The following is a 24,290-nucleotide window of genomic DNA, read 5'->3' on the forward strand; positions in this document are numbered from 1 at the left end:
GCGGCACGCGGCTGTCACAACACGACCGGACACGGCGGGCCGGGAGCTCAGCTCTCCGCGGCCTGTTCGAACTCGGCGCGCGGTTCCTGGATCTGCCCCAGCGACACGGCTTCCCGGCGGAAGAGGAACGCCAGCGTCCAGTCGATCAGGATGCGCATCTTCCGGTTGAACGTCGGCATCTTGCCCACGTGGTAACCGCGGTGCATGAACCAGGCGACGAAGCCCTTGGCCTTGAAGCCGTAGACGTCGGCCACGCCCTTGTACAGCCCCATCCCGGCCACGGAGCCGGCGTAGGCGTGGCTGTAGGCGTGCGTCTCCTTGCCCCGCAGCGTGGCGAGGATGTTCTTGGCCATCTGCTTCGCCTGGCGCACGGCGTGCTGGGCGTTCGGCACGCACAGGGCGTTCGGGTCCTCGTCGGTCTTCGACAGGTCCGGAACGGCCGAGCAGTCGCCCGCGGCCCACACGTGCGGCTTGCTCTCGACCTGCAGGTGCGAGGTGGCCTTGACGCGGCCGCGCTCGTCGAGCGGCAGGTCGCTGCTCTTCAGCGCCGGGTTGGCCTTCACGCCGGCGTTCCACACGAGCGTGTTGGTGTCGAACTCGCTGCCGTCGGAGAGCACGGCGTGCTGGTTCTCGATGGTCTTGAGGACGGTGTTCAGGTAAACCTCGATACCGCGTTCCTCGAGGGCCTTGACGACGTAGACGCCCATCTTCTCGCTGACCTCGGGCATCACGCGCCCGGCGCCCTCCACGAGGACCCACCGCATGTCCTCGGGGGTGATCGCGGAGTAGTAGCGGCACGCGAACCGCGCCATGTCCTGCAGTTCCGCGAGGGCCTCCACGCCCGCGAAACCGCCACCGACGAAGGTGAACGTCAGCAGCCGCTTGCGGAGCTCCTCGTCGTCGGTGTTGGCCGCGGCGTCCATCATGGCCAACACGTGGTTGCGCAGGTAGGTGGCCTCGCCGACGGTCTTGAGGCCGATGCCGTGCTCCGCGAGACCCGGGATGGGCAGCAGACGGGAGACCGAGCCCAGACCGACCACCAGGTGGTCGTACTCGAGGGTCTGCTTGCCGGACTGCGGGTTCTCGACCGTCACAGTCCGGGTGTCGTCGTTGATCTCCGTCACGGCCGCGGTGACCACATGGCACCGCTTCAACACTCGTCGCAGTGGCGCTACCACGTGGCGGGGCTCGACCGAGCCCGCTGCCGCTTCCGGGAGGAAGGGCTGGTAGGTCATGTGCGGCTGAGGATCGACGACCGTCACGGATGCTTCGCGGCGCCCTAGCTTCTTCTGCAGCTGCAGCGCCACGCCCATGCCGACGGAACCGCCGCCGAGAATGAGAATCCGCGTGGGATCGGATTTACCAGCCATGGCCCCCATGGTCGCACCACCGCCCTTGGGCGCGCTGCGGCGGCCCCCGGGAATGTGACCCCGATCGCGAGTGGCGTCGATCACGGGCCACCGACCGTGGGCGGTCGGCCGCGCGCCGTGCTCGCGAAGCCGGGCGGCCACGCGCGGGAGCTTGGGACGTCGGCTGGCCGGTGTCAGCACGACGTCAGCGAGGCGTCATCGGCTGGCTTTGCAGCTACGGTACCGGATCTTGCCCTCCCCGGCCGCCGCTGCGACTGTGAGGTTGTCGACGTTCGGGCATTGCCGACGACGTGCCCGGCACTGGATCGTTTCCGCAGCGCGCTGGCGCCGCGGAAGCCCGCAGCACCGGCCCCTCTCCCCTCCTGCCACCCCGCGGCGCCAGCGGCGGCAGCGGTGGCAACGGCGGCAGCGGAACACCACCGGCGGACTCCCTACACCTCTCCGCCCCGCTCCGCCGCCCGGCGGGCGGGAGCACCCCGGCCGGACCGCTCGCCCCGCGCCGCGTGCCGCGAGGCGAGCTCCACGAATTCGCCGGCAGCGGGCGAGAGCGGGCCGGGGCGCCAGAGGAGGCGGCCGCTGCGCACCACGCGCGGGTGCAGCGGCCGGACGACGGCCCCGTCGCGCTCGGCCTCCTCCGCCATCGACTTGGGCAGCAGCGTGGCGCCGGCACCGGCCAGGACGAGCGGGACGATCATCGCCTGGTGCGCGGTCTCCACCGCGACGCGCGGCAGCACGCCCCGGCTGCCGACGGTGTTGTCGATGATCGCCCGCGTCGCCGTGCCCTCGGGCGTGGTGACGAAGTCGAGCGCGGCCAGGTCGGCCAGGCCCATCCGGCTCCGCCCCGACAGGGTCCACTGCGGGGGGAGCACGGCGCGTATCTCCCTGCCGCGCAGCAGCAGGCTCTCCAGCTCCTTGACGCGAGTGGCCGAGTCGACCATGCCGAGCTCGCACTCACCGCTGCGCACGCTGCTCGCGACGTCCGCGCCGAGTTCCGGGTCGCGCACCTGCACGCGCACTTCCGGGTGCTGCCGGAGGAACCGGCCCACCAGGTCGGCCAGCGGGTCCACGGCCAGCGTCGTCTGCGCGACGATGTCCAACCGCCCCGCGGACAGGCCGACCACGCGCCGCACCGATTCCCCCGCCGTGCGCATGTCCCGCATCACCTGGCGCGCCGGTTCCAGCAGCGCTTCACCCGCCGCCGTGGGGCGCACCCCCTGCGGGAGCCGGTGGAACAGCCGCCCGCCGAGTTCCTGCTCCAACGTGCCGATCGCGTGCGACAGCGAGGGCTGCGCCACCCGCAGCGCCTGCGCCGCGGCGGTGAAGCTGCCGTGCTCGGCGATGGCGACGAAGTACTCGAGCTCGCGGCGTTCCATCGGTCCCTCCGCTCCGTCCGGTGACGGAGCCGGATTATCCGACGTCGTCGACCACGCAGCGGAACCCGACGTTGCCCAGCGACGAGTCCGGCGTCATGCCCTGGCGCCCGGACACCCGGTAGCGGCGGCAGTACGAGGCGTGGCACAGGTACGAACCACCCCGCGCGCAGCGGTGCGTGCCGGAGCGCGGCCCGCGCGGGTCGGTGCGCGCGTCCCGGGTGTGGAACGTCGGGTGGAACCAGTCCTGGCACCACTCCCACACGTTCCCCGTCGTGTTGTGCAGGCCGTAGCCGTTCGCCGGGAACGCGTCCACCGGGCACGTGCCGCGCCACCCGTCGGCGGCGGTGTCCCGCCGCGGGAACTCGCCCTGCCAGACGTTCATCCGGTGCTCGCCGCCCGGTTCGAGCTCGTCGCCCCACGGGAAGGCCTGCCCGTGCAGACCGCCGCGCGCGGCGAACTCCCACTCCGCCTCGGTCGGCAACCGCGCCCCGGCCCAGGCGCAGAACGCGAGGGCGTCGTTGAACGTCACGTGCACGACCGGGTGCTCGAGGCGGTCATCCACAGTGGACTGCGGTCCTTCGGGGCGGCGCCAGTCCGCCCCCTCCACGACCCGCCACCACGGCGCGGCCGCAACTCCCCGCGTCGGCGGGAACTCGTCCGGGAGCAGCCCGGCGAACACGAACGACCAGCCGAACTCCTCCGCCTCGGTGCGGTACCCGGTGTCGTCGACGAACCGGGCGAACTCCCGGTTGGACACGGCCGTCGGGCTGATTCGGAACGGGCTGACCCGCACGTCGCGGACCGGCCCCTCCCCGTCCTCGGCGTAGGCGCGCTCGTCCTCGGAGCCCATGGTGAACGCACCGCCCGGCAGCGGCACCGTGGACACGGCGCCAGCCGGGCCGGGGGAGCCCGGACCGGGGGCGGCACCGCCCGGTCCGACCTCCGCCGTCGTCCCGCTCGCCGCGCCGGTGGCGCGCTGCGCCGAGGGGGCGCAGCACGCCTTGGGCGCGGAGCCGGCGCCGGGACCATCCGCCGGCCGTCCCGCTCCCGTCGACGTCCCCGGTGTCCGCGTCGGCTCACTCATGGGCGTTCCGGAACTGCTCGGCGGCTTCCACGTCGCTGCACAGGTCGTCGCCCAGGTCGACGCGCACCGAGTGCAGCGCACCGGTGAACGCGTTGTCCGCGGCCGGGTAGTCCTCGGTCACCGGCGAGGCCCGGTCGACGCCGACGTCGAAGGTCTCGTCGAAGGCGAAGTAGTACGGGATCGTCCCGTCCACGCGCCCCTTGTCCGCGGATTCGCCGTCCACGCGCAGCTCGACGTCACCGCCCTTGCCGACGCCGCCGCCGTCGTAGGCGAAGTCCACCACGACCTCGTGCTCGCCCTCGCCGAGCACGGGGCCGCGCACGGTGTGGGTGCGCAGGCCGAAGTAGTTGTAGGCGTAGCAGGCGCGGCCCTCGTGCAGGTACAGCGACCACCCGCCGAAGCGCCCGCCCTGGGCGACGAGCACGCCGTCCGCGCCCCCGGCGGGGACCGCGAACCGCGCGGTGATCGCGTGCGAGCGGTTCTTCACGTTCGGCGAGGTCTCCTCGGTCAACCGCGGCGTGCCCGCGTGCAGCGTGATGCTGCGCCGGTCGCCGAGCAGGTCCAGCCGCCCCGCCTCGCGCGGGTTCTCCCGCTCGGTCATCCGGTCGTCCAGCGGGAACACCTGGTGCCGGGCCGCCTCGATGAGGAACAGCTGCTGCAGTTCCCGCAGCCTGCCCGGGTGCTCCTCGGAGATGTCGCGCGCCTGCGTCCAGTCGACGTTGGTGTCGTACAGCTCCCACCGGTCGTCGTCGAAGTAGCGCCGCACGCCGTCCTGGACCATCTCCCACGGCGTGCCGTGGCGGGTGACGGCCATCCAGCCGTCCTTGTAGATGCCCCGGTTGCCGACCATCTCGAAGTACTGCACCGTGTGCCGGTCGGGGGCCTGCGGGTCGTTGAGGCTGTACAGCAGGCTGGTCCCCTCGATCGGCTGCTGCGGCACGCCCTCCACGCTGGACGGTTCGGGAATGCCGGCGGCTTCCAGGACCGTGGGCATGACGTCGATGACGTGGTGGAACTGGTGCCGCACGCCGCCGGGTTCCTCGACGCCCCGCGGCCAGTGCACGATCATGCCGTCGCGCGTGCCGCCGAAGTGCGAGGCCACCTGCTTGGTCCACTGGTACGGCGTGTTCATCGCCAGCGCCCAGCCCACCGGGTAGTGCGCGTGGGTGGTGGCATCGCCCAGCGCCTCGTCGTGCTCGAGGATCTGCTCCGGCGCGTCCTCGATGCCGCTGGCCAGCCGGTGCTCGTTGAGCGTGCCGCCCAGGCCGCCCTCGGCGGAACCGCCGTTGTCGCCGAGGACGTAGACGATCATCGTGTTGTCCAGCTCGCCCAGCTCCTCGAGCGCGTCGACGAGGCGCCCGATCTGCACGTCGGTGTGCTCGGCGAAGCCGGCGTAGAGCTCCATCAGCGCGGCGGCGGAGCGCTGCTCGGTCTCCGACAGCTCGTCCCAGTGCGGCACGCCCTCGGCCCACGGGGCGAGTTCGGCGTCCTCGGGCACCACGCCGAGCTCCTTCTGCCGCTGCAGCGTGATCTCGCGCTGCCTGTCCCAGCCGTGGTCGAACGCGCCGCGGTACTTCTCCCGGTACTCCTTGGGCACGTGGTACGGGGCGTGCGTCGCGCCGAAGGGGAGGTAGGTGAAGAACGGGCTGTCCGGGTTGAGCGTGCGCTGGGTGCGCACCCAGTCGATCGCCCGGTCCACCAGGTCCTCGGACAGGTGGTACCCGTCCTCGGGCCTGCGGTCCGGTTCCACCGGGGTGGTGCCGTCGAACAGCACCGGGTACCAGTGGTTCATCTCGGCGCACAGGAAGCCGTAGAACTTCTCGAAGCCCTCGCCGGTGGGCCACCGGTCGAACGGGCCGGCGGCGCTGACGTCGCGCGCCGGGGTCTGGTGCCACTTGCCGAACGCGGCCGTGTTGTAGCCGTTGTCCCGCAGCACCTGCCCCATCGTGGCCGCGCTGCGCGGGCGGATGCCGCTGTAGCCGGGGGCGGCGCTGGCCATCTCCGTGGTCACGCCCATGCCCACCGAGTGGTGGTTGCGCCCGGTCAGCAGCGACTGCCGCGTCGGTGAGCAGACCGCGGTGACGTGGAAGCGGCTGTAGCGCAGGCCTCCCCGCGCCAGCCGGTCCGCGGTGGGCATCTCGCACGGCCCGCCGAAGGCGCTGGGGGCGCCGAAGCCCATGTCGTCGAGCAGCACGACGACGACGTTCGGCGCGCCCTGCGGCGGCCGGGTCGGCTGGGTCGGCTCGAAGGCCGGGACCTGGTCGCGGACGTCGGTGGTGGTGGGCGCGCTCGGCACCGGGTCGTGCAGCGGCAGGTGCTCCCGGTTCGCACCGGAATCTGACATGCGTTTCCTCCTCGCCGAAACGGCGAATCGCTCGGAACAGCGGCGAAGCGATTTCCCTGATGCGCCGCCGGATACTAGCCACCCACTCGCCCGACGCAACCTCCGGCGGCTCCGAATTCGACGCCGAAGAGCACGGGAAATCATTCCCGTCGCTGGTCACGCGGCACGAAAAAGCGCTGCAGACCGGTTTTCGATATTTCCCATAGAAGCTGTCTATGTCGAAACCACTGCCCGCCCGCGCACCTCGCTGCTCACCGACGCCGGGCCCTTCGGGCTCGTCCGCTGCCCCTTCGGGCCCATCCGCTGCGGAGTGCCCCCGGCAGCTCGATCTCGAGTCGTGGCGCCGGGGGCCGCACGACGCCGGGCGCACGTGCGACGGCCCCGCCGAGGTGGTGGTCGGCGGGGCCGGATCTGCCGCAGGTCGGGCGGCTCACTGCTCGACGCGCGCCATCCCCGCGTCGGGGTAGCGCTGCCCCGCGGCCGCTCCGGGCGGGAACGCGGCGGACAGCTCCGCGATCACCGACTCGTCGACCTGCGCCGCCGCGGCGCGCACGTTCGCCGCCACGTTGGCGATGCGCCGGCTGCCCGGGATCGGCACGACGTCCTCCCCCTGCGCCAGCAACCAGGCCAGCGCCAGCTGCGCCGGGGCGAGGCCGAGCTCCTCGGCGCGCCGGCGCAGCGGCCGGGTGAGCTCGATGTTGCGCCGCAGGCTCTCCTCCTCGAAGCGCGGGTACCGCTGCTGCCGCGCCTCGAGGTTCTCCACCTCGGCCGCGCTGTTGATCCCGGTGAGCACGCCGCGGCCCAGCGGCGAGTAGGCGACCAGCCCCACGCCGAGCTCGCGCATCGCCGGCAGCAGCTCCCGCTCCGGTTCCCGGGTGAACAGCGAGTACTCCTGCTGCACCGCGGTGATCGGGTGCACCGCGTGCGCGCGCCGCAGCGTCGCCGCGCTCACCTCGGACAGGCCCAGGTGGCGCACCTTGCCGGCGGTGACGAGCTCGCCCATCGCGCCGACGGTGTCTTCGATCGGGGTGGTCGGGTCGACCCGGTGCAGGTAGTACAGGTCCACGTGGTCGGTGCCCAGCCGCGACAGGCTCGCGTCGATCGCCCGCCGCACGTACTCGGGACGGCCGAGGCCGCTCCCCCGGCCGATGCCGAACTTCGTGGCCAGCACGACCTCCCGGCGGCGCTCGGCGAGCAGGCGGCCGATGAGCTCCTCGTTGTGCCCGCTGCCGTAGACGTCGGCGGTGTCGACGAAGTCGACGCCGAGGTCCACCAGCCGGTGCAGCGTGCGCAGCGAGTCCTCGTCCTCGGCCGCCCCGTACACGCCGGAGAGGCCCATCGCGCCGTAGCCGACGGCGCTCACCTCGAGGCCGCCGAGTTCCCGCCGCGGCACGGCGGGAACGGCTTCCCCGGCGCCCTGCCCGGCGTCGTCCTGGTTCTTCCCGGCGTTACCCTGCGCGTTCGCAGACACCACGTGCGCTCCGTTCCGTGATCGGCGAAGTCTGCCGGTGCTCACCCTATGCCGCAGCGGAGCCCGGCGCGGCTGCTTTTCGGGCGAGCACGGCACTCAGCCGCTCGCCGGGGGTGCGCGAACCCGGCGACCTGCTCGCGGTACTCCCCGTCCACCCACCGACAGGTCAGCCGTTCGACAGCGGCCGCTGTCACCGGATCGGACCGCAACCTGCCCGCGTCCACCGGGGTGATGGCCCAGCCGTTGTCAGGCCGACAGCGGCTGGATGCGCGGCAGCGTGTCGGCGAGGACGTCCCTCTGACGTTCCAGGTCGTAGCGGGACTGGAGGTTGAGCCAGAACCGCTCGGACGTGCCGAAGAAGCGCGCGAGCCGCAGCGCCGTGTCGGCCGAGATCCCCCGCTTGCCGTGCACGATCTCGTTGATCCGGCGCGGTGGAACGCCGATCGCCACGGCCAAGCGGTGCTGTGTGACGCCGAGCGGCTCCAAGTACTCCTCGGCCAGGACTTCCCCGGGATGAACCGGAGGCATGACGCACTCGTCAGACATCCTCAGCCTCCTTCAGCGGTAGTCCACGATCTCGACGCTCTCGGGTCCGGCTGGCGTCCACGCGAAGCAGATCCGCCACTCTCGTTGATCCTGATGCTGTACTGACCAGCCCGATCACCGCTCAGCTTCTCCAGCCGATTTCCAGGTGGGACCCGCAGATCCTCCAGGGCCTCCGCCGCATCGAGAATGGCGAGCTTACGCAGAGCCGCCCGCTGAACCTTCGGATCGAGCATCCGCGAACGACGTCGGTGCCATACGCGCTCGGCCTCCTTGTCAGCGAAAGATCGCAGCATAAGTTTAACGTAGCACGTTAATAACGGCAAGCGTTACGAGCGGGGTGTTGGACCTCACCCGATCCCTGCCAACACCTTCGCCCGCTCCAGCACCCCGCGCAGCATCTCCGGGGTGAGCCTGCCGGTGAAGGTGTTCTGCTGGCTGGCGTGCACGGATTCACGGAACTTGGAGCTCTTCGCTGCCCCACGGCCCTGACGGACCGGCCCCGAGCCTTTTCGTGCTCGGATCAGCTACGGGCTTACCCGGTAGTGGTAACTGGAGACGTCCGCGAAACCGGCGCGCTCGTAAAGGGCCAGAGCGGCAGCGTTGTCAGCGGCGGCCTGCAACCAAGTGTGCCGCACTCCCAGGGCGGTGGCGTCCACGAGCAACGCGCGGAGTACGTCCGTCGCGTGGCCACGACGACGGACATCGGGGCGGACCGCCATGCAGTAGATGCCCGCCCACCGGCCCACCAGCGAAAGACGGCCAACGGCAGCAGGCCCGGCCTCATCGCGCCCCACCGCGTACAGCGCGGGTCCGCTGGTGAGGATGTCCCCAGCTAACGCCCGAGCATCGGCACCACCGCGACCGCCCACCATCCACCACAAGCTCATCCAGTCCTCACCAGGCTCGTCGTGGACGTCGACGTGCGCTCGCGAGCGCGGCAACCGGCGCAGCACGTCCTCGACCGCGGCGGTTTGGACCTTCGCGGCGCCGCGCAGCTCGACCTCCAAGGGCGATTCCACGCGCGAATCCGCAGGTGCCCCGGCCGGAGCCCAGGTAGCGGCCGAGCACGGCACTCAGCCGCTCGCCCGGTCGTACACGAACCCGGCGACCTGCTTCCGATACTCCGAGTACGTGTCGAGCGCGAGCGGAACTGCAGCCGCGACGATGTCGTAGTTGATGCGGATGTACTCGTGCACGATCGCGTTGCGCATGCCCACCGAAGGTTTGATCTTCTCGACGATCTCCGCCGTCGACACGCGCGCCTGCTCCATCAGGTCGAAGCTGTCGCGATAGTTCTCCGGGGCGCGCCCGAGGATGACCGAGCTGATATGCGTGTTGACATCAGCGGCCAGATCCACCAACCGGCAGGTCAGCCGTTCGACAGCAGCCGCTGTCACCGGATCGGACCGCAGCCTGCTCGCGTCCACCGGGGTGATGCTCTGCAACGTCGTCGTCGCTCGATCGATCGCGTCGAGCTTGCTGCGGAGAACGTCCACGTCCAGGCCGTTGCGCGTCATCGCCCCGCCATCAGCTTGAGGTCGAGGAGGCGGAGGTGCCGGGTCTCCATCTCCGTCGTCAACGCCGCGATCTGCGCCAGGGTGAACAGGCTCGGCTCCGCTTCGTACAACAACAGGCTCTGCGGACCGAGTGCCCGGGCGGTGGCCACGACACCGGCGGAGTTCAGATCGAGGAGGTCGATGCCCTCGAAGCCGGTCAGGACCATCAGGTCGTTGATCAACCCGATGGCGTCCAGCGCGGTTCCCGGGCGGTGCCGGCACGCGATGTCCAGGTCCGCCGGCGGCCGCAACGGCTCCTGCTCCACCGCGCTGCCGTGCACGACGAGCAGATCGAGGTCGTAGCTGCTGCACAACTGCTCGACTTCACCCGACTCCACCGCGGAGTGGAGCCGCCCGAGCGCTTCGCGCGGCGTCGTCGTCATCACTGCTCAGCATAACTGCGCAACCGGTGGGCAGCGATCACGCACCGAGCCCGTCGACGTCCCGGTTCGGCGCCGAGGAGCTGAACCGGGCCCCTCACCCCGGACCGGCCAGCTCCTTCGCCCGCTCCAGCACCCCGCGCAGCATCTCCGGGGTGAGCCTGCCGGTGAAGGTGTTCTGCTGACCGACGTCCTGGTTCCGCGGAACCTGAGCGGGACGCCCGCCCGACCAAGCCATCACGCTCCAGAAGCGACGAGCTCCACCCTGCAATAGCTCGTCGCCGTACGTGCAAGTCGGCCGTCCGACGTCACGAGCGGGAGGCCACGCGCCTCTGCGAGCGCCACGTATGCGGCGTCATAGCCGCTGATTCCGGCACGAAGCTGCCGCATCCGGGGGAGAAGCTCGTCGAGGGAGACGTGCTCGACGCCGAGCAGCGGAAGGCGTTCAACCGCTCGGACGGCCTGCTCTTCCTTGATCTTGCTGCCGAGCGCGAGCCCGCGAACGACCGAGAACACCTCCGCCTTCCAGTGCTCGGGGGCGGCCCACTCGACATCCCTGCCCAACACCGCCCGCGCGCGGCGTCCCCGCTCATCCGCGTAGAGCAGCATGTTCGCCAACACCGAGGCGTCGACCACGATCACGCTGCGCCACCCGCCCCGGAAGTACCGACCCCACCGCCCAGATAGCCCGGCCTCGCCTGTTCCAGGAGCGCCGCGGCATCGAGCGCATCATCACCGGCACCGCCCCCCTCGGCGAGATCGCGTTCGATCTCGGAGAGAAGCTGCCGGTTACGACTGAACGCCGTCTGCCGCTGGAGCACACCCAACAGGAACGCCTGCAAGGACTGCCCGCTCTCGCGCGCGTCCTCCGCGAGGGCCTCCTTGACGCCCTCGGGCACATCGCGAATCGTCAACACGGCCATGACTGCATTTTGCAGTCATATAGCATTCAGAGTCAAGTCATCAAAGCCCAGCCAGCACCTTCGCCCGCTCCAGCACCCCGCGCAGCATCTCCGGGGTGAGCCTGCCGGTGAAGGTGTTCTGCTGGCTGACGTGGTAGCAGCCGAGCAGGTGCAGGTCCGCTCCCCCGTCGGTGGCCGGCAGCACCGCTTCGGCCGCGTGGCCGAACTTGGGCCGCGGTCGCGGGATCTGCCAAGCCGCCTGTCCCAGCACGGGCAGCACGGCCTGCCAGCCGAACGCGCCGAGCGCGAGCACCACCCGCAGCGTGGGTCGCAGCAGCTGCAGCTCGCGCGCGAGCCACGGGCGGCAGGTGTCCCGCTCCTGCGGGGTCGGCTTGTTCTGCGGAGGCGCGCAGCGCACCGGGGCGGTGATGCGCGTGCCGAACAGCTCCAGGTCGTCGCCGCGGTGCGCCGACTCCGGGTGGGAGGCCAGCCCCGCGTCGTACAGCGCGCGGTAGAGCACCTCACCCGAGCGGTCGCCGGTGAACATCCGCCCGGTCCGGTTCGCGCCGTGCGCGGCGGGCGCCAGGCCGACGACGGCGATCGCCGCGTCCTCCGCGCCGAAACCGGGCACCGGGCGGCCCCAGTACTCCTCGTCGCGGAACGCGGCCCGCTTGACCCGGGCGACCTCCTCGCGCCACTCCACCAGCCGCGGGCAGGCGCGGCACGAGGTGACCTCCCGGTCGAGTTCGCCCAGTGAAGCGATGTGCGCAACGGCGTCCGCGGACATGGCCCCAGTCTCCCGGACGCCCTCCGCGCGGACCGCCACCGGTGCCCGCGCGCGGTCCTCGCCGATCGGCCACCGGCCCTCCGCACCCCGCAGCGCCGCTACCAGGGGGCCGCATCCCCGCACCACCCGACACACCGGCGGATCGGTGCGAAACGCCGATCGCCGCGCGGGGCGCGCACGTAGTGTGGCGGTATGACGCAGCAAGACGGAACCGAGGAGAGCAGGACGGGGAGCAGCAAGGCCGGGAGCGGCAAGGCCGGGGAGGAGCAGACCTCCGCCGAGACCCCGGCCGCGGTGGACGATCTCGTCAGCACCCACCACACGATCAGCACGAGGGCGGGCGAGCTGTCCTACACGGCTACCGCGGGGCGGATGGTGCTGCGCGAGGAGGTGCACGAGGAGGGCACGTTCCACGGCCACAAGCCCAAGGCCGAGGTGTTCGTGACCTCGTACGTGGCCGACGTCGCCGACAGCACGCGCCGCCCGGTCACGTTCGCGTTCAACGGTGGCCCGGGCGCGTCGAGCACGTGGCTGCACCTCGGCGTGCTCGGACCGCGCCGGGTGCTCTCCGGCGACGCGGGCGACCTCGCCGCACCGCCGTACGGGCTCACCGACAACGCGGAGACCCTGCTGGCGCACAGCGATCTCGTGTTCATCGACCCGGTCTCCACCGGCTACTCGCGCGCCGTGGAGGGCGGCAAGCCGGACGACTTCCACGGCTACCAGCGCGACATCGAGTCCGTCGGCGAGCTCATCCGGTTGTGGACCACGCGCAACGGGCGCTGGCTGTCGCCGAAGTACCTCGCCGGCGAGTCGTACGGCACGATCCGCGCGGCGGCGCTGGCCGAGCACATGCAGGAGAACTGCGGCTGGTACCCGAACGGGCTGATCCTGCTGTCCTCGGTGCTGGACATGGGAACGATCCGGTTCACCGAGGGCAACGACCTGCCGTACGCGCTGTACCTGCCGACGTACGCGGCGATCGCGCACCACCACGGCAAGCACGGCGACCGCCCGCTGCACGAGGTGCTGGCCGAGGCGGAGGAGTTCGCCTCCCGCGACTACCCGTGGGCGCTGGCGCGGGGCGCGCGGTTGTCCGCGGAGGAGCGCGCGGGGATCGTGCGGCGCACCGCGCAGCTGACCGGGTTGTCCGAGGACTACGTGGACCGCGCGAACCTGCGCATCGAGCACCTGCGGTTCTTCACCGAGCTGCTGCGGGACCGGCGGCTGACGGTCGGCCGGATGGACGGGCGGTTCACCGGCTGGGAACCGGACGCCGTGGGCGAGAAGTTCACCGACGACCCGGCGATCTCCGGCATCCGCGGAGCGTACTCGGCGGCGCTGAACCACTACGTGCGCGAGGAGCTCGGCTACCGCAACGACCTGCCGTACGAGGTGCTCAGCCGCCGGGTGCACCCGTGGTCGTACAAGGAGTTCGAGGGTCAGAGCGTGTCCGTTGTGGACAACCTCGGCGCCGCCATGCGGACCAACCCGCACCTGCGGGTGCACGTGGCCTGCGGGCGCACCGACGGGGCGACGCCGTACTACGCGGCCGAGCACACCCTGGCGCAGCTGAAGATCCCGCAGCAGCTGCACGGCAACATCGACGTCCGCTACTACTCGGCCGGGCACATGATGTACGTGCACGAGCCATCGCGGCTGCAGCAGAGCGCCGACCTGGCCGAGTTCGTCGGCGCCGCGCGCTAGCGCAGCACGCGGGGCGCGCACCCCGCCGAGGCGGCGTTCCGCCGACCGGGCTCGGAACCGCCTCGGCGGTGGACGTGCGCCACCGCCGAGGCCACCGGTCCGGCGGGACCCGCCGGACCTGTGCTGCCCGCCGGGTCCCGGTGCGTGCCGGGCGTTGCCGCGGTACCGGCCGGCGCGGCCGGGGATCCGCTGCGAGCAGCGGGGCCCGTTCACCAGCTGAAGTCCTGCGTCTCACCGGTGCGGGCGTTCCAGGTGATGTAGCCGCCCTGGAAGTTGCTGCGCTTGCCGGTGGGCGTGTCGAACTCGTCCGAGGTGGGGTAGCCCAAGTAGGAGCGTTCCCAGTCCAGGTCCGCCCAGTGCTGCCGGATCTGACCCTGCACGCCGTGCACGCCGGAGCCCGGCGTCCAGTAGATCGACGCGCCGAGCCCGTCCCCACCGGTGAAGTGCCCGAACAGCCCGGAACCGTCCGGTGTGGACATCGTGTCGGTCGCGGGGTAGCCGTAAGTTCCGGTTTCCCACGCCGCGTTCTCCCAGTGCTCGCGCACCGGTCCGTGGATGAGGTGGGCGCCCAGGTCGGGACGCCAGTAGACCGAGGTGGTCCCGGTCGCGCTGGTGCCCGTGAAGTGGTTGTAGCGGCCGCGGCCGTCCGCCGTGGCGCACTCGTCGGTGATGGGTGCGCCGAACGCCTCGTGACCACCGCGGGCGAGGTACTTCGCCAGGACGTCCCCGTGCGACTCCCGGACTCCCGTCGCCTCCGTCCAGTACAACCTGCCGTTCTCGTACTCGCGGTAGTGCATCCCGCCGTCGACGACCTCCTCGGCCACCGGCTCGCCGAGCATCTGCCGCAGCCCGACCTCGGATTCGTAGCGGTCGTCGATCGCCGATCCCGCCACCCGTGCCGTGGCGCCGGGCTGGTAGTCGCAGATCGGCGCGGAGGCGCCGGCGGGCCGCGGCTCACCGCTCGCGCCCGCTGCTGCGGCGGGCACCCCCACCGCCAGAGCGCTCGCGCTCGCCACCGAGACCACCCCGCGCAGGTATCGCTTCCGTCGGTTCATGCCCGTCCCCTTCATCCGGTTCGTCCCTGTACCCCTGGGACGCGCCCGGGGCGCGGAGGTTGCCCCGCGCCACCTCGGTTTTCCGGGACCGCCGCCAGCGCGGATCCGGGCGGCGTTGCTGCACCGGAGGCGTTCCCTCCGGTAGCGTGGGCGGGCATCCGAGGAGTTCGCCCCGCGGTCGCCACCTGCGACCGCTCCCGTGCGGAGGACCGATGGAACTGGGGAAGACCGCGCAGGTCTCCGCGCAAGCCCCCCGCGCCGAGACCGCGGTCGACGTGCACGACCTGCGCATGCGCTACGGGAGCACCGACGTGCTCACCGGGGTGTCGTTCACCGCGCGGCGCGGTGAGGTGCTCGCGCTGCTCGGCCCGAACGGCGCGGGCAAGACGACGACCGTCGAGGTGCTCGAGGGGTTCCGCGCCCGCTCCGGCGGTGACGCGCAGGTGCTCGGCGCCGACCCGGAGCACGCGGGCGAGCGCTGGCGCGCGCGGCTGGGCATCGTGCTGCAGTCCTGGCGGGACCACGCCAAGTGGAACGTCCGGGAGCTGCTGCAGCACCTGGGGGAGCACTACCGCCCGTTCACCGCCCCCGGGATCGAGCGGCCGTGGGACGTGGACGTGCTGCTGGAGACCGTGGGGCTGGCCGAGCACGGCGCGAAGCGCGTCGGATCGCTCTCGGGCGGGCAGCGCCGCCGGCTGGACGTGGCCATCGGCATCGTCGGGCGTCCCGAGCTGCTGTTCCTCGACGAGCCGACGGTGGGCTTCGACCCGCAGGCCCGCCGCGAGTTCCACGAGCTGGTGCACCAGCTCGCCGCCGACGAGGCCACCACGATCCTGCTGACCACGCACGACCTCGACGAGGCCGAGAAGCTCGCCGACCGGATCCTCGTCCTCGCCGGCGGGCGGATCCTCGCCGGCGGAACGGCCGAGGAGCTCTCGCGCCAGGTCTCCAGCGAGACCGAGGTCCGCTGGACGCTCGACGGGCAGCGGCACGCGCACAGCACCGCCGACCCGACCCCCTTCGTCCGCGACCTGCTCAACCGGCACGAGGCGGTCACCGAGCTGGAGGTGCGCCGCGCCACGCTGGAGGACACCTACATGGCACTGGTCCGCGCCTTCGAGTCGGGGCAGGACATCGACCGGTTCGCCTTCACCACCGGGGAGGAGCAGCCGTGACCGGGCACACCGCGCGCCTCGCGTTCCGCCGCGGGTTCGTCGAGCTGCGGCACACGTTCACCAGCGGCCAGGACCTGTGGGGCTACCTGTTCCCGCCCGTGGTGTTCCTCATCGTGATGAGCACCCAGAGCGATTCCACCGTGGAGGGAACCGGGTTCTCGCTCGCGGCGATGACGCTGCCCAGCGTGCTCGGCATGACCGTGGTGTTCACGGGGATGGTCAACGCCACGCAGGCGCTGACGGTGGACCGCGAGGACGGCACCCTGCTGCGGGCCAAGGCCACCCCGCACGGCATGGTCACCTACCTCGCCGGCAAGATCGTCATGCTCGGCGGGATCACCGCGGTCAGCCTGCTGATCCTGCTCGTCCCCGGGGCCGTGTTCTTCGACGGGCTCGAGCTCGCCTCGCTGAGCTCGTGGGCGACGTTCCTGTGGGTGGCGGCGCTCGGCCTCGTGGCCACGCTGCCCATCGGCGCGGTGTTCGGCTCGCTGTTCTCCAACCCGCGGCAGATGGGCTTCATCATGGTGCCCATCATGGGGCTGGTGGTGATCTCGGGGATCTTCTTCCCGATCACGGTGTTCCCCACGTGGGTGCAGGTGATCGCGCAGGTCTTCCCGCTGTACTGGACGGGGCTGGGGATGCGCTCGGCGCTGCTGCCCGACCAGATGGCCATCGCCGAGATCGGCGAGTCGTGGCGGCACCTGGAGACCCTCGGCGTCCTCGGCACGTGGGCGGTCGTCGGGATGCTCGTCGCCCCGGTGGTGCTGCGCCGCATGGCGCGCCGCGAATCCGGGTCGACCGTGGCCGCGCGCAAGGAGAAGGCGCTCAACCAGCCGATCTGACCGCGCGGAGCAGCCCGCGGGCGGAGGTACCCGTCGGCGGGGGACCGCGCCCGCGCCGGCTCAGCCCCCGCTCCGCAGCCCACCGGTCACGGCCCGGTGCACGGCCCGCGCGAGCGAGGAGCCGATGCGCGAGCGCGGCCCGCCGTAGTCCTCCGCGGGACCGTCGGGCGGGCAGAGCACCGCGGTCGCGTCGGTGACCGTGCCGGTGCCGGCCACGCCGGCCTCGACCAGTGCCTGGGCCTTCGCCTCCGCGACGGTGGAGACCGCGTTGACCAGGGCCGCGTCGCTGAGCCGCACCGGCGAGAAGCACACCGCGTTGATCGTGCCCGGTTCCGGGGCGTGCAGCGCCGGTTCCGGGGCGGCGGCCCACACCGGGTCGGTCACGCCGGTGGTGACGCAGGCCTGCACGCCCGCGTCCGCGGCGGTGACCGCCTCCCGCACGTCGACCGCGGTGAGCAGGCCCGCGCCGGACCCCGGCAGGTCGAGCTCGGCGCGGATCTCGTCGACGTGCGCGGCCGGGTCGGGGCGGACGTAGTCGCGGTGCACCATCGCGTTGAGCACCCACCGGCGGGTGCCGAGCCCGCCGCCGCAGGGCCCGGAGGAGATGGCCAGCCACGGGCGGTCGCACCGCCACACGAGCACCGGGCGTCCCCGCACCGAGCGCAGCTCCGGCTCCGGTGCCGCGGTCACGGGGCCAGCGCCCGCACGACGCCCGACGGGCTCGGCTTGCCGAGGTGCTCGGCCATCCACGCGCTCGTGTCCACGAGGGAGCGCAGGTTCACACCGTGCTCGATGCCCAGTCCGGACAGCATCCACACGAGGTCCTCGGTGGCGAGGTTGCCGGTGGCCGAGCGGGCGTAGGGGCAGCCGCCCAGACCACCCGCCGAGGAGTCCACCGTGGTCACCCCGTGGCGGAGCGCCGCGTAGGTGTTGGCCAGGGCCTGGCCGTAGGTGTCGTGGAAGTGCACCGCCAGCCGGTCGGTTCCCGCGCCCGCTGCGGCGAACCCGCGCAGCAGGGCGGCCACGTGGCCCGGGGTGGCCGCGCCGATCGTGTCGCCCAGCGACAGCTGCGCGCACCCCATGTCCAGCAGCCGCTTGCCCACGTCGACGACCTGGTCGACCGCGACCGGACCTTCCCACGGGTCGCCGAAGCACATGGAGACGTACCCGCGGACGTTCATCCCCTCGGACAGCGCCCGCTGCACCACCGGTTCGAACATGGCGAACTGCTCGTCGAGCGCGCGGTTGAGGTTGCGCCGGGCGAAGCTCTCCGTCGCCGCGGCGAAGATCGCCACGTCGCGCACTCCCGCGGACACCGCGCGGTCCAGGCCCTTGTCGTTGGGCACGAGCACCGGGTAGCGCACTCCGGGGGCGGGCCGGAAGGCCTCGAGCAGCTCCGCGGCGTCGGCCAGCTGCGGCACCCACTTCGGGTGGACGAAGCTCGTCGCCTCCACCACCGGCAGCCCGGCCTCGGTCAGCCGCTCCAGGAACTCGCGCTTGACCTCCACCGGCACCGTGCCGCTCTCGTTCTGCAGCCCGTCGCGCGGACCGACCTCCCAGATCGTCACCGCGCTCGGCAGGTCCTCGTCGGGCGTGCGCACCGGCAGGCCGGACTCCCAAGCGTCCATCAACGCTCCTCCACCGCGTCGCGCCGGCCGTGGTCCTCGCCGCCCGGCGCGGGGACCTCCTGGTACAGCCGCGTGTACACCTGCTCGACGTGCGGGATGTCCTCGAACTCCAGCGGGTTCTCGGACGCCGACTCGACCACGAGCGTGCCGCAGCCGAAGATCCGGTCGACGAGGCCGTGCCGGAACTGCACCGAGTTGACCCGCTGCAGCGGGATGTCCACGCCGCTGCGGGTGAACACGCCCTCGCGGACCATGATGCGGTGCGTGGTCACGACGAAGTGCGTGGTCTGCCGCCGCAGCACGGGGGTCAGCGTGGCCGGGACGAGGATGACCGCGGCGAGGACTCCCAGCGCGCCCCAGGCGATCGCGTGCCACGACAGCGGGGCGGCCAGCGCGGCGAGGTAGGAACCGCCGCCGACCACGGCGAACAGCACCAGGACCGGGAGGACGAGCTTCTTCCAGTGGGGGTGCGCGTGCACCACCACGTCCTCGTCCTCCCCGAGCAGGGCGTCAGGGTAGGCCACCGCGTTTCCTCCCGAGGTTCGACGGCTCTCGCGAGCACCGTACCCGCCGGAAGCACCGCACCGGGAGCTGCTGCCGATCTCCCCGGGCGGTCCTCCCGGCGGATCAGCGCGCCTGCGGTCGACCGCCCGGACGCGTCCGCCCGGGCGTGTCGTCGCGGATGCTCCGCGCCCCGAGCACCGTCAGCGGTGCTCGCAGCCGGTGGTGCGACTCAGTATTACCAATCCGGCTGCTCCCGCTGATCACGTTCCGCCGGTCACGTCCCCGCGATCACGTCCCCGCGGGGCGCAGGTGCACCACGTCGCCGGCGGAGACCGCCGTGAGCTCGCCGGACTCGGTGCGCAGCAGCAGGCCGCCGGTGTCGTCGACGTCCACCGCGGTGCCGTGCACCGCGCCGTCGGTGAGATCCACCCGCACCTGCCGTCCGATCGTGCCGCAGTGGCGCCGGTAGCGCTCGAGCAGACCGGCGCGGGCGAGGTCGCCCCCGGCCGCGCGCCACATGCCCTCGAAGCGGGCGAACTCGCGCAGCAGCTGCACCGCGAACTCCTCCCGGTCGACACCGGCCCCCTCGGCGTCCAGGGAGGTCGGCTCGGCGGCGCCGGCCTGCTGCGGCAGGTCCTCGCGCGCGTGGTGCACGTTGATCCCCATGCCGAGCACCGCGGCCGCACCGCCCCCGCCGGTGGTGGTCTCCGCGAGGATGCCCGCGACCTTGCGCCCCGGCTCGCCGATGAGCACGTCGTTGGGCCACTTCAACGACACCGGCAGCAGGTAGCCGGTGCTGATGGTCTCCGCCGCGGCCAGCCCGGCCACGACCGGCAGGCGCGCCAGGGACGCCAGCGGGAGCTCCGGTCGCAGCAGCACGCTGGCGTGCAGGCCGAAACCGCGCGGGGAGGTCCAGGAGCGGTCGCGACGTCCCCGCCCGGTGCGCTGCTCCTCGGCGAGGAGCACGGTGCGGTCGACCGCGCCCCGGCCGGCGGCCGCGACGAGATCGGTGTTCGTCGACCCGGTCACGGTCACCACGTCCAGAGCCGCGTACGGGCCGTGCTCCACCAGGCGCGTGCGCAGCGTCTCAGGGTCCAGCAGCGCAGGAGTCGTCATTCGTTCAGCCTAGAACGCCCCCTGTCCGCGACGACCCGGGGCCTGTTCGGGCCACCGCCTCGTTCTCGGCGCGGCAGCGCCGAAGGCGCCCACGACACGACCGCGACCACCGCTGCAATCCGATGTGAAACAGTTCGCATCGTTCGGCCGCGCACCGACTCGTCAGGCAAGCGGCGAAGCCGCTTCCGGCGCATACCCTAAACTCTCCCCCGTGCGCTTCGTGCTGGCTTCCGCTTCCCCCGCCCGCCTCTCCGTCCTCCGCTCCGCGGGGATCGATCCGGTCGTCCGCGTGTCCGGTGTCGACGAGCAGGCGGTGCTGCGGCGCGCCGGCGACGCGGGCCCGGCCGAGCAGGTGCTCGCGCTCGCGGCCGCCAAGGCCGAGGCGGTGGTCGCCGCGGTCGCGGAGGAGTTCGGCGAGGCGGTGGTCGTGGGTTGCGATTCGATGCTGCGCACGCCCGACGGCGAGCTCGCGGGCAAGCCCGGCACGCCCGCGGCGGCCGAGCAGCGCTGGCTGCGCAACGCGGGGTCCGAGAGCACGCTGCTGACCGGGCACGCGGTGGTGCGGATCAGCGCCGGGCGCCCGGCGGCCCGCGCGCAGGCGCACCGGGCGACGACGGTGCGGTTCGGCACGCCGAGCGAGTCCGAGGTGGACGCCTACGTCAGCACCGGTGAACCGCTGCACGTGGCAGGAGGTTTCACGCTGGAGGGGTTCGGCGGCTGGTTCGTGGAGGGCGTGGACGGCGACCCTTCCAGCGTGCTCGGCATCAGCCTGCCGCTGACGCGGAGCCTGCTCGCCGAGGTCGGGGTGGACGTCGTGACCCTGTGGACGGCGTGACGCCGGCATCCCCCTGACGCCGGCATCCCCGTGGCACCGCGGACGTCGTCACGTTGCGGGGTCAGCGCAACACGCAGCAGTGACGTCTTCTCGCGAAAATCGGTGCAGCACTGCGACACCCGGATGAACTCGGGCACAAATCCCGCCCCCGGGGAATGCCAGGGCGCCCCGATCGAGTTACAACTGACCGTGATGGGACACCCGCGGCTCCTCCTGCTGACCAGCCGCCTGCACGTCGACCTGCGACTGCAGGCCAGCGCCATCTGTCGCTGACCGGACGCTTCCCAGGCCGGCACCACCCGGCCGGCACCGCACCGGTGCCCGCAGTCACGACGGGAAAGCCCACGGTCCGCTCCCCCGCCGGCGCGCTCGGAGCGCCCGCGGCGGAGCGGCCGCGTCCAGCGATATCAGGAGAGCCCCGTGCCCACCTCGGCATCTTCCACCGCGCCGTCGGCGGCGCGCCGCCGCTTCCGGTTCAACCCGAAGATCTTCGCCGTCCTCGTCCTCGCGTCGCTGGTCGCCGGCGCCGGGCTCGGCTGGCTCGCGCGAGCCACCGGAGCCGACTGGCTGACCACCGCGCTGGACACGATCGGCTCGACGTTCACCAACCTGCTCACGTTCACCGTGCTGCCGCTGATCTTCACGGCGATCGTCGTGGGCATCAACAGCCTGCGCAACATCGGCGGCGGGCGCACCGCGGCGCGCCTCGGCGGCAAGACGGCGCTGTGGTTCGCGACCACCTCGTTCATCGCCGTGATCATCGGTCTGGTCATCGGCAGGCTGTTCCAGCCGGGGGACGGCACCTCCCTGGCCCCCGATCCGGAGAACGTGCGCGAGGTCGGGGAGAAATCAGCCGGTTCGTGGCTGGACCTGCTCACCGGTCTCGTGCCGGACAACCTGGTCAGCGCCTTCGCCGACGGCGAGACCCTGCAGGTCGTGTTCATCGCCCTGCTCGTCGGGGCCGCGACCTACAGCCTGGGGGACAAGGCCGCGCCGTTCGTCTCGTTCAACCGCTCCCTGTTCGAGATCATCCAGCGGATCCTGGGCTGGATCATCCGGCTGGCGCCGCTCGGCACCCTCGGGCTGATCGGCAACGCCGTGGCCACCTACGGCAACGAGTTCTTCGCGCCGCTGCTCAAGCTCACCGGCGCCACCTACGTGGCCTGCGCGCTCGTGCTGCTCGTCGTCTACCCCGTGCTGCTGGCGACGGTGGCCCGGGTGAGCCCGCTGCGGTTCTTCAGCAAGGCGTGGACCGTGCTGCAGTTCGCGTTCGTGTCGCGCTCGTCCAGCGCGACCTTGCCGCTGTCCCGGCAGACCGCGGAGAACCTCGGCGTGCAGCCCGCGTACGCGAACTTCGCGGTGCCGCTGGCGACGACCACGAAGATGGACGGCTGCGCCGCGATCTACCCGGCCATCGGGTCGATCTTCATCGCGAACATGTTCGGCATCGAGCTCGGGGCGACCCAGTACGTCATCATCGTGCTCGTCGCCGTGTTCGGCGCGATCGCCACGGCCGGCGTCACCGGCTGGTTCACGATGCTCACGCTCACCGTGTCCGCGCTCGGCTTCCCGCCGCAGGTCGTGGCCACCGGCATCGCCATCGCCTACGCGGTGGACCCGATCCTGGACATGATGCGCACCATGACCAACGTCGCCGGGCAGATCGTCGTGCCGACGGTGGTGGCGCGCACCGAGGGCCTGATCGACGACGAGCGGCTGCACCAGCCCTCGGAGCCGCCGCTGCTCAACCCGGAGGCCGAGGCGGACCCCGCTCCGGCCGATCAGGAGTCCGAGCGGGGGACCGGGCAGCTCGTGCACAGCTGACCACCCGCGTCGGACGGGTCCGTGGTGCCCGTCCGCCCGGGTGCCGCGCCGGGTCCGGTGCCGCGCACCGGACCCGGCCGCGCGGTCAGGACCGCTCCGGCAGCTTCCCGCTGCTGTTTCCGGCGTGCCCGAAACGCCTAGGATGGCGGTGTGGACCGGGACGTGCGCATCGGCGACTCCGAGCGCCAGCAAGCGATGCGGCTGCTCGGTGAGCACTTCTCCGCCGGCCGGCTGGAACTCGCCGAGTACGACCAGCGCTGCCAGGACGCCGCGGCGGCGCGCTTCCGCTCCGATCTGCTCCCCCTCTTCGCCGACCTGCCCTCCCCGCGTCCCGACGTGCTCGAACCGGCCGCCTCGGCGCAGGAGCGACCACCCGCCCGCTCGGGCGGTGGCGGGTTCCCGCTGCGCCGGGTGGCGCTGATCGCGGGTGTGGCGCTGCTCGGCGTCGCGCTGCTGCTGACGATGAAGCAGCTGGGACTGGTGCTGCTCATCCCCCTGGTGATCGCCCTGTGCAGCGGGGCCTTCCGGCGGTAGCGGAGCGGCCACCACGGGTGGCCGAGCTCCTCCGGCGCGGAGAGCCTCTCCGCTACGGTGATCACATGCCCCGCGCACGGACCAGGACGAGTCGGCGGTTCACCGGCGGAGCGCTCGCCGCCTGCACCGCAGTGCTCTCCGGATGCGCCCTGTCCAGCCCGGACGAGCGCTCCGCCCACACAGCACCGCCACCACCGCCACCTCCCCCGACGAGCAGCAGCGCCCCGCCGCCGGAACGCCCCGCCGACGTCCCGCTGAACGGGGTCGACCCCTGCGCGCTGCTCACCGACGACCAGCGCGAGCAGCTCGGCTTCGACCGCGCCCCCGTCGCGAACGTCGACGCCGGGTTCTCCGACGCACCGGCGTGCAGCCACCGCAACACCACCGCGCGGGTCGGCGCCCGCATCGCCCTGGTCGCCACCGAGGACATGAGCCTGTGGACCGACGACACGGCGCAGGTGGAAGCCACCCGGACGACGGTGCAGGACTTCCCCGCGCTGGTCATCAAGACCCCGGGGCTCAACCTGTCCTGCAACGTCGCCGTGAGCACCGCGCAGGGGCAGCACATCGACGTGCTCTACCGCGACGACGGCGGGCACCCGCCCCCACCGCTCGAGCAGCTGTGCAGCGGGGCCCACCACGTCGCCGAGGAGGCCGTGGCCACCCTCACCTCCGGCGAACCGGGCGCGGAACGGGGCGGGAGCGTCGAACCGAGCCGGTGACGGGCGGAGTGCGGGCGTCCTCCGCGCAGCGCCTCCCGCGCGGCGCGGATCAGTGACTAGAGTGGCCGCGGAATCGTGCGCCGAGCCCGCGACCCACCGCCGCGGTGCGGGAGCGCGGGCTCCGTGTGGGAGGTACACCGTGCCAGCGAGTTCACCGGGCGAAGCCGTCCCCGGACCACGCGGTTCGGACGGATCGGTGCGCATCGAACCCTCGGCCATCCCGAACCTGGTCAGCTCCCTGCAGGGGTCGCTGGACGACGTCGGCGTGCAGATCGAGCACGCGATCACCGAACTGCGCATCCGCCCGTGGGCGGGCGACCCCGTCAGCACGCACGCCGCCGAGCAGTTCAACCAGCGCTCCGTCGAAGGCGGTGACGACGCGCTGACCGCCCTGTGCGACTACCGCGACCAGCTGCAGAACGCGGTCGAATCGTTGAACCGCGCCGACGACCAGTACCGGCGCCTCGACGAGGACAACGCGGCCGACCTCCGCGACAGCGGCTGCTGACCGCGCGCCGACTGCCCCCGAGGGGAT

Annotated in this window: 26 protein-coding genes and 2 pseudogenes; 8 read left to right on the plus strand and 20 right to left on the minus strand. The window is 72.2% G+C overall.

The features are described 5' to 3' along the window. Positions 1-47: 47 nt before the first annotated feature. From ACYVJE_RS01240 to ACYVJE_RS01310, 15 genes and pseudogenes are all read right to left on the minus strand, one after another. Positions 48-1,370 (minus strand): NAD(P)/FAD-dependent oxidoreductase, encoded by a 1,323-nt coding sequence (locus ACYVJE_RS01240; RefSeq protein ID WP_461142872.1) that lies wholly within the window; start codon positions 1,368-1,370, stop codon positions 48-50. 431 nt (positions 1,371-1,801) lie between these two features. Then, positions 1,802-2,743 (minus strand): LysR family transcriptional regulator, encoded by a 942-nt coding sequence (locus ACYVJE_RS01245; RefSeq protein WP_459158365.1) that lies wholly within the window; start codon positions 2,741-2,743, stop codon positions 1,802-1,804. 34 nt (positions 2,744-2,777) lie between these two features. Next, complete coding sequence (locus ACYVJE_RS01250; RefSeq protein WP_461142873.1) at positions 2,778-3,629, minus strand: formylglycine-generating enzyme family protein; 852 nt, start codon at positions 3,627-3,629, stop codon at positions 2,778-2,780. Positions 3,630-3,819: 190 nt separating this feature from the next. Next, positions 3,820-6,171, minus strand: a complete 2,352-nt coding sequence (locus ACYVJE_RS01255; RefSeq protein ID WP_461142874.1) for an arylsulfatase — start codon at positions 6,169-6,171, stop codon at positions 3,820-3,822. Positions 6,172-6,601: 430 nt separating this feature from the next. Beyond that, entirely contained in the window at positions 6,602-7,564 is a 963-nt protein-coding gene (locus ACYVJE_RS01260; protein WP_461143145.1) for an aldo/keto reductase, read from the minus strand. Positions 7,565-7,888: 324 nt separating this feature from the next. Then, complete coding sequence (locus ACYVJE_RS01265; RefSeq protein WP_461142875.1) at positions 7,889-8,188, minus strand: HigA family addiction module antitoxin; 300 nt, start codon at positions 8,186-8,188, stop codon at positions 7,889-7,891. Between the two features lie 2 nt (positions 8,189-8,190). Further along, positions 8,191-8,481, minus strand: a complete 291-nt coding sequence (locus tag ACYVJE_RS01270) for a type II toxin-antitoxin system RelE/ParE family toxin (RefSeq protein WP_461142876.1) — start codon at positions 8,479-8,481, stop codon at positions 8,191-8,193. Between the two features lie 54 nt (positions 8,482-8,535). Further along, positions 8,536-8,631 (minus strand): annotated as a pseudogene (locus ACYVJE_RS01275) (uracil-DNA glycosylase); the annotation flags it as partial. A gap of 81 nt (positions 8,632-8,712) precedes the next feature. Continuing rightward, positions 8,713-9,207 (minus strand): GNAT family N-acetyltransferase, encoded by a 495-nt coding sequence (locus ACYVJE_RS01280; protein ID WP_461142877.1) that lies wholly within the window; start codon positions 9,205-9,207, stop codon positions 8,713-8,715. Between the two features lie 54 nt (positions 9,208-9,261). Further along, positions 9,262-9,705, minus strand: a complete 444-nt coding sequence (gene hepT, locus ACYVJE_RS01285) for a type VII toxin-antitoxin system HepT family RNase toxin (RefSeq protein WP_461142878.1) — start codon at positions 9,703-9,705, stop codon at positions 9,262-9,264. Next, a complete protein-coding gene (locus ACYVJE_RS01290) occupies positions 9,702-10,127 on the minus strand; it encodes a hypothetical protein (RefSeq protein WP_461142879.1) in 426 nt (141 codons plus the stop codon). The genes hepT and ACYVJE_RS01290 overlap by 4 nt, the downstream gene beginning before the upstream one ends. 94 nt (positions 10,128-10,221) lie before the next feature. Next, positions 10,222-10,314, minus strand: a pseudogene (locus ACYVJE_RS01295) (uracil-DNA glycosylase); the annotation flags it as partial. Positions 10,315-10,361: 47 nt separating this feature from the next. Beyond that, positions 10,362-10,766 carry a type II toxin-antitoxin system VapC family toxin gene (locus ACYVJE_RS01300; protein WP_461142880.1) on the minus strand — a complete coding sequence of 135 codons (405 nt, stop codon included), beginning with the start codon at positions 10,764-10,766 and terminating at the stop codon, positions 10,362-10,364. Then, entirely contained in the window at positions 10,763-11,047 is a 285-nt protein-coding gene (locus ACYVJE_RS01305) for a FitA-like ribbon-helix-helix domain-containing protein (RefSeq protein WP_461142881.1), read from the minus strand. Before ACYVJE_RS01305 ends, ACYVJE_RS01300 begins: the two co-directional genes overlap by 4 nt. Positions 11,048-11,087: 40 nt before the next feature. Next, positions 11,088-11,813, minus strand: coding sequence for a uracil-DNA glycosylase (locus tag ACYVJE_RS01310; RefSeq protein ID WP_461142882.1), 726 nt, complete (start codon positions 11,811-11,813; stop codon positions 11,088-11,090). 192 nt (positions 11,814-12,005) lie between these two features. On the opposite strand from ACYVJE_RS01310, the gene ACYVJE_RS01315 reads away from it, so the two are divergent. Continuing rightward, positions 12,006-13,520 carry a S10 family peptidase gene (locus ACYVJE_RS01315; protein ID WP_461142883.1) on the plus strand — a complete coding sequence of 505 codons (1,515 nt, stop codon included), beginning with the start codon at positions 12,006-12,008 and terminating at the stop codon, positions 13,518-13,520. A gap of 209 nt (positions 13,521-13,729) precedes the next feature. On the opposite strand, the gene ACYVJE_RS01320 is transcribed toward ACYVJE_RS01315, so the two are convergent. Further along, positions 13,730-14,575, minus strand: a complete 846-nt coding sequence (locus ACYVJE_RS01320) for an LGFP repeat-containing protein (RefSeq protein WP_461142884.1) — start codon at positions 14,573-14,575, stop codon at positions 13,730-13,732. A gap of 212 nt (positions 14,576-14,787) precedes the next feature. Here ACYVJE_RS01320 and ACYVJE_RS01325 point away from each other — a divergent pair, with 212 nt between their 5' ends. Further along, complete coding sequence (locus ACYVJE_RS01325; protein ID WP_461142885.1) at positions 14,788-15,750, plus strand: ABC transporter ATP-binding protein; 963 nt, start codon at positions 14,788-14,790, stop codon at positions 15,748-15,750. After that, the gene (locus tag ACYVJE_RS01330) at positions 15,747-16,592 is read left to right on the plus strand and encodes an ABC transporter permease (protein WP_461142886.1); all 846 of its coding nucleotides are present in this window, start codon (positions 15,747-15,749) and stop codon (positions 16,590-16,592) included. The genes ACYVJE_RS01325 and ACYVJE_RS01330 overlap by 4 nt, the downstream gene beginning before the upstream one ends. A 60-nt stretch (positions 16,593-16,652) precedes the next feature. Here ACYVJE_RS01330 and ACYVJE_RS01335 read toward each other — a convergent pair whose 3' ends face one another. The 4 genes from ACYVJE_RS01335 to ACYVJE_RS01350 all read right to left on the minus strand — a co-directional run bounded on the left by ACYVJE_RS01335 (position 16,653) and on the right by ACYVJE_RS01350 (position 19,840). Then, a complete protein-coding gene (locus tag ACYVJE_RS01335) occupies positions 16,653-17,282 on the minus strand; it encodes an adenosylcobinamide amidohydrolase (RefSeq protein ID WP_461142887.1) in 630 nt (209 codons plus the stop codon). Continuing rightward, positions 17,279-18,220 carry a hydroxymethylglutaryl-CoA lyase gene (locus ACYVJE_RS01340; RefSeq protein ID WP_461142888.1) on the minus strand — a complete coding sequence of 314 codons (942 nt, stop codon included), beginning with the start codon at positions 18,218-18,220 and terminating at the stop codon, positions 17,279-17,281. The genes ACYVJE_RS01335 and ACYVJE_RS01340 overlap by 4 nt, the downstream gene beginning before the upstream one ends. After that, a complete protein-coding gene (locus ACYVJE_RS01345; protein WP_459158350.1) occupies positions 18,220-18,744 on the minus strand; it encodes a PH domain-containing protein in 525 nt (174 codons plus the stop codon). Before ACYVJE_RS01345 ends, ACYVJE_RS01340 begins: the two co-directional genes overlap by 1 nt. 268 nt (positions 18,745-19,012) lie before the next feature. Continuing rightward, complete coding sequence (locus ACYVJE_RS01350) at positions 19,013-19,840, minus strand: biotin--[acetyl-CoA-carboxylase] ligase (protein WP_461142889.1); 828 nt, start codon at positions 19,838-19,840, stop codon at positions 19,013-19,015. A gap of 211 nt (positions 19,841-20,051) precedes the next feature. Between ACYVJE_RS01350 and ACYVJE_RS01355 the strand changes: the two genes are divergently transcribed. The 5 genes from ACYVJE_RS01355 (at position 20,052) to ACYVJE_RS01375 (ending at position 24,263) form a co-directional block, all read left to right on the plus strand. Continuing rightward, entirely contained in the window at positions 20,052-20,675 is a 624-nt protein-coding gene (locus tag ACYVJE_RS01355; protein WP_461142890.1) for a Maf family protein, read from the plus strand. Positions 20,676-21,095: 420 nt separating this feature from the next. Further along, positions 21,096-22,499 carry a dicarboxylate/amino acid:cation symporter gene (locus ACYVJE_RS01360; protein WP_461142891.1) on the plus strand — a complete coding sequence of 468 codons (1,404 nt, stop codon included), beginning with the start codon at positions 21,096-21,098 and terminating at the stop codon, positions 22,497-22,499. A 150-nt stretch (positions 22,500-22,649) separates the two neighbouring features. Further along, positions 22,650-23,033: a DUF1707 SHOCT-like domain-containing protein gene (locus ACYVJE_RS01365; protein ID WP_461142892.1), complete on the plus strand. Its 384-nt coding sequence runs from the start codon at positions 22,650-22,652 to the stop codon at positions 23,031-23,033. Between the two features lie 65 nt (positions 23,034-23,098). Further along, positions 23,099-23,755: a DUF3558 domain-containing protein gene (locus ACYVJE_RS01370; RefSeq protein ID WP_461142893.1), complete on the plus strand. Its 657-nt coding sequence runs from the start codon at positions 23,099-23,101 to the stop codon at positions 23,753-23,755. 196 nt (positions 23,756-23,951) lie between these two features. Then, complete coding sequence (locus ACYVJE_RS01375; protein ID WP_459158344.1) at positions 23,952-24,263, plus strand: hypothetical protein; 312 nt, start codon at positions 23,952-23,954, stop codon at positions 24,261-24,263. Positions 24,264-24,290: the final 27 nt, after the last annotated feature.

It is taken from the genome of Salinifilum aidingensis (genome assembly GCF_054782015.1).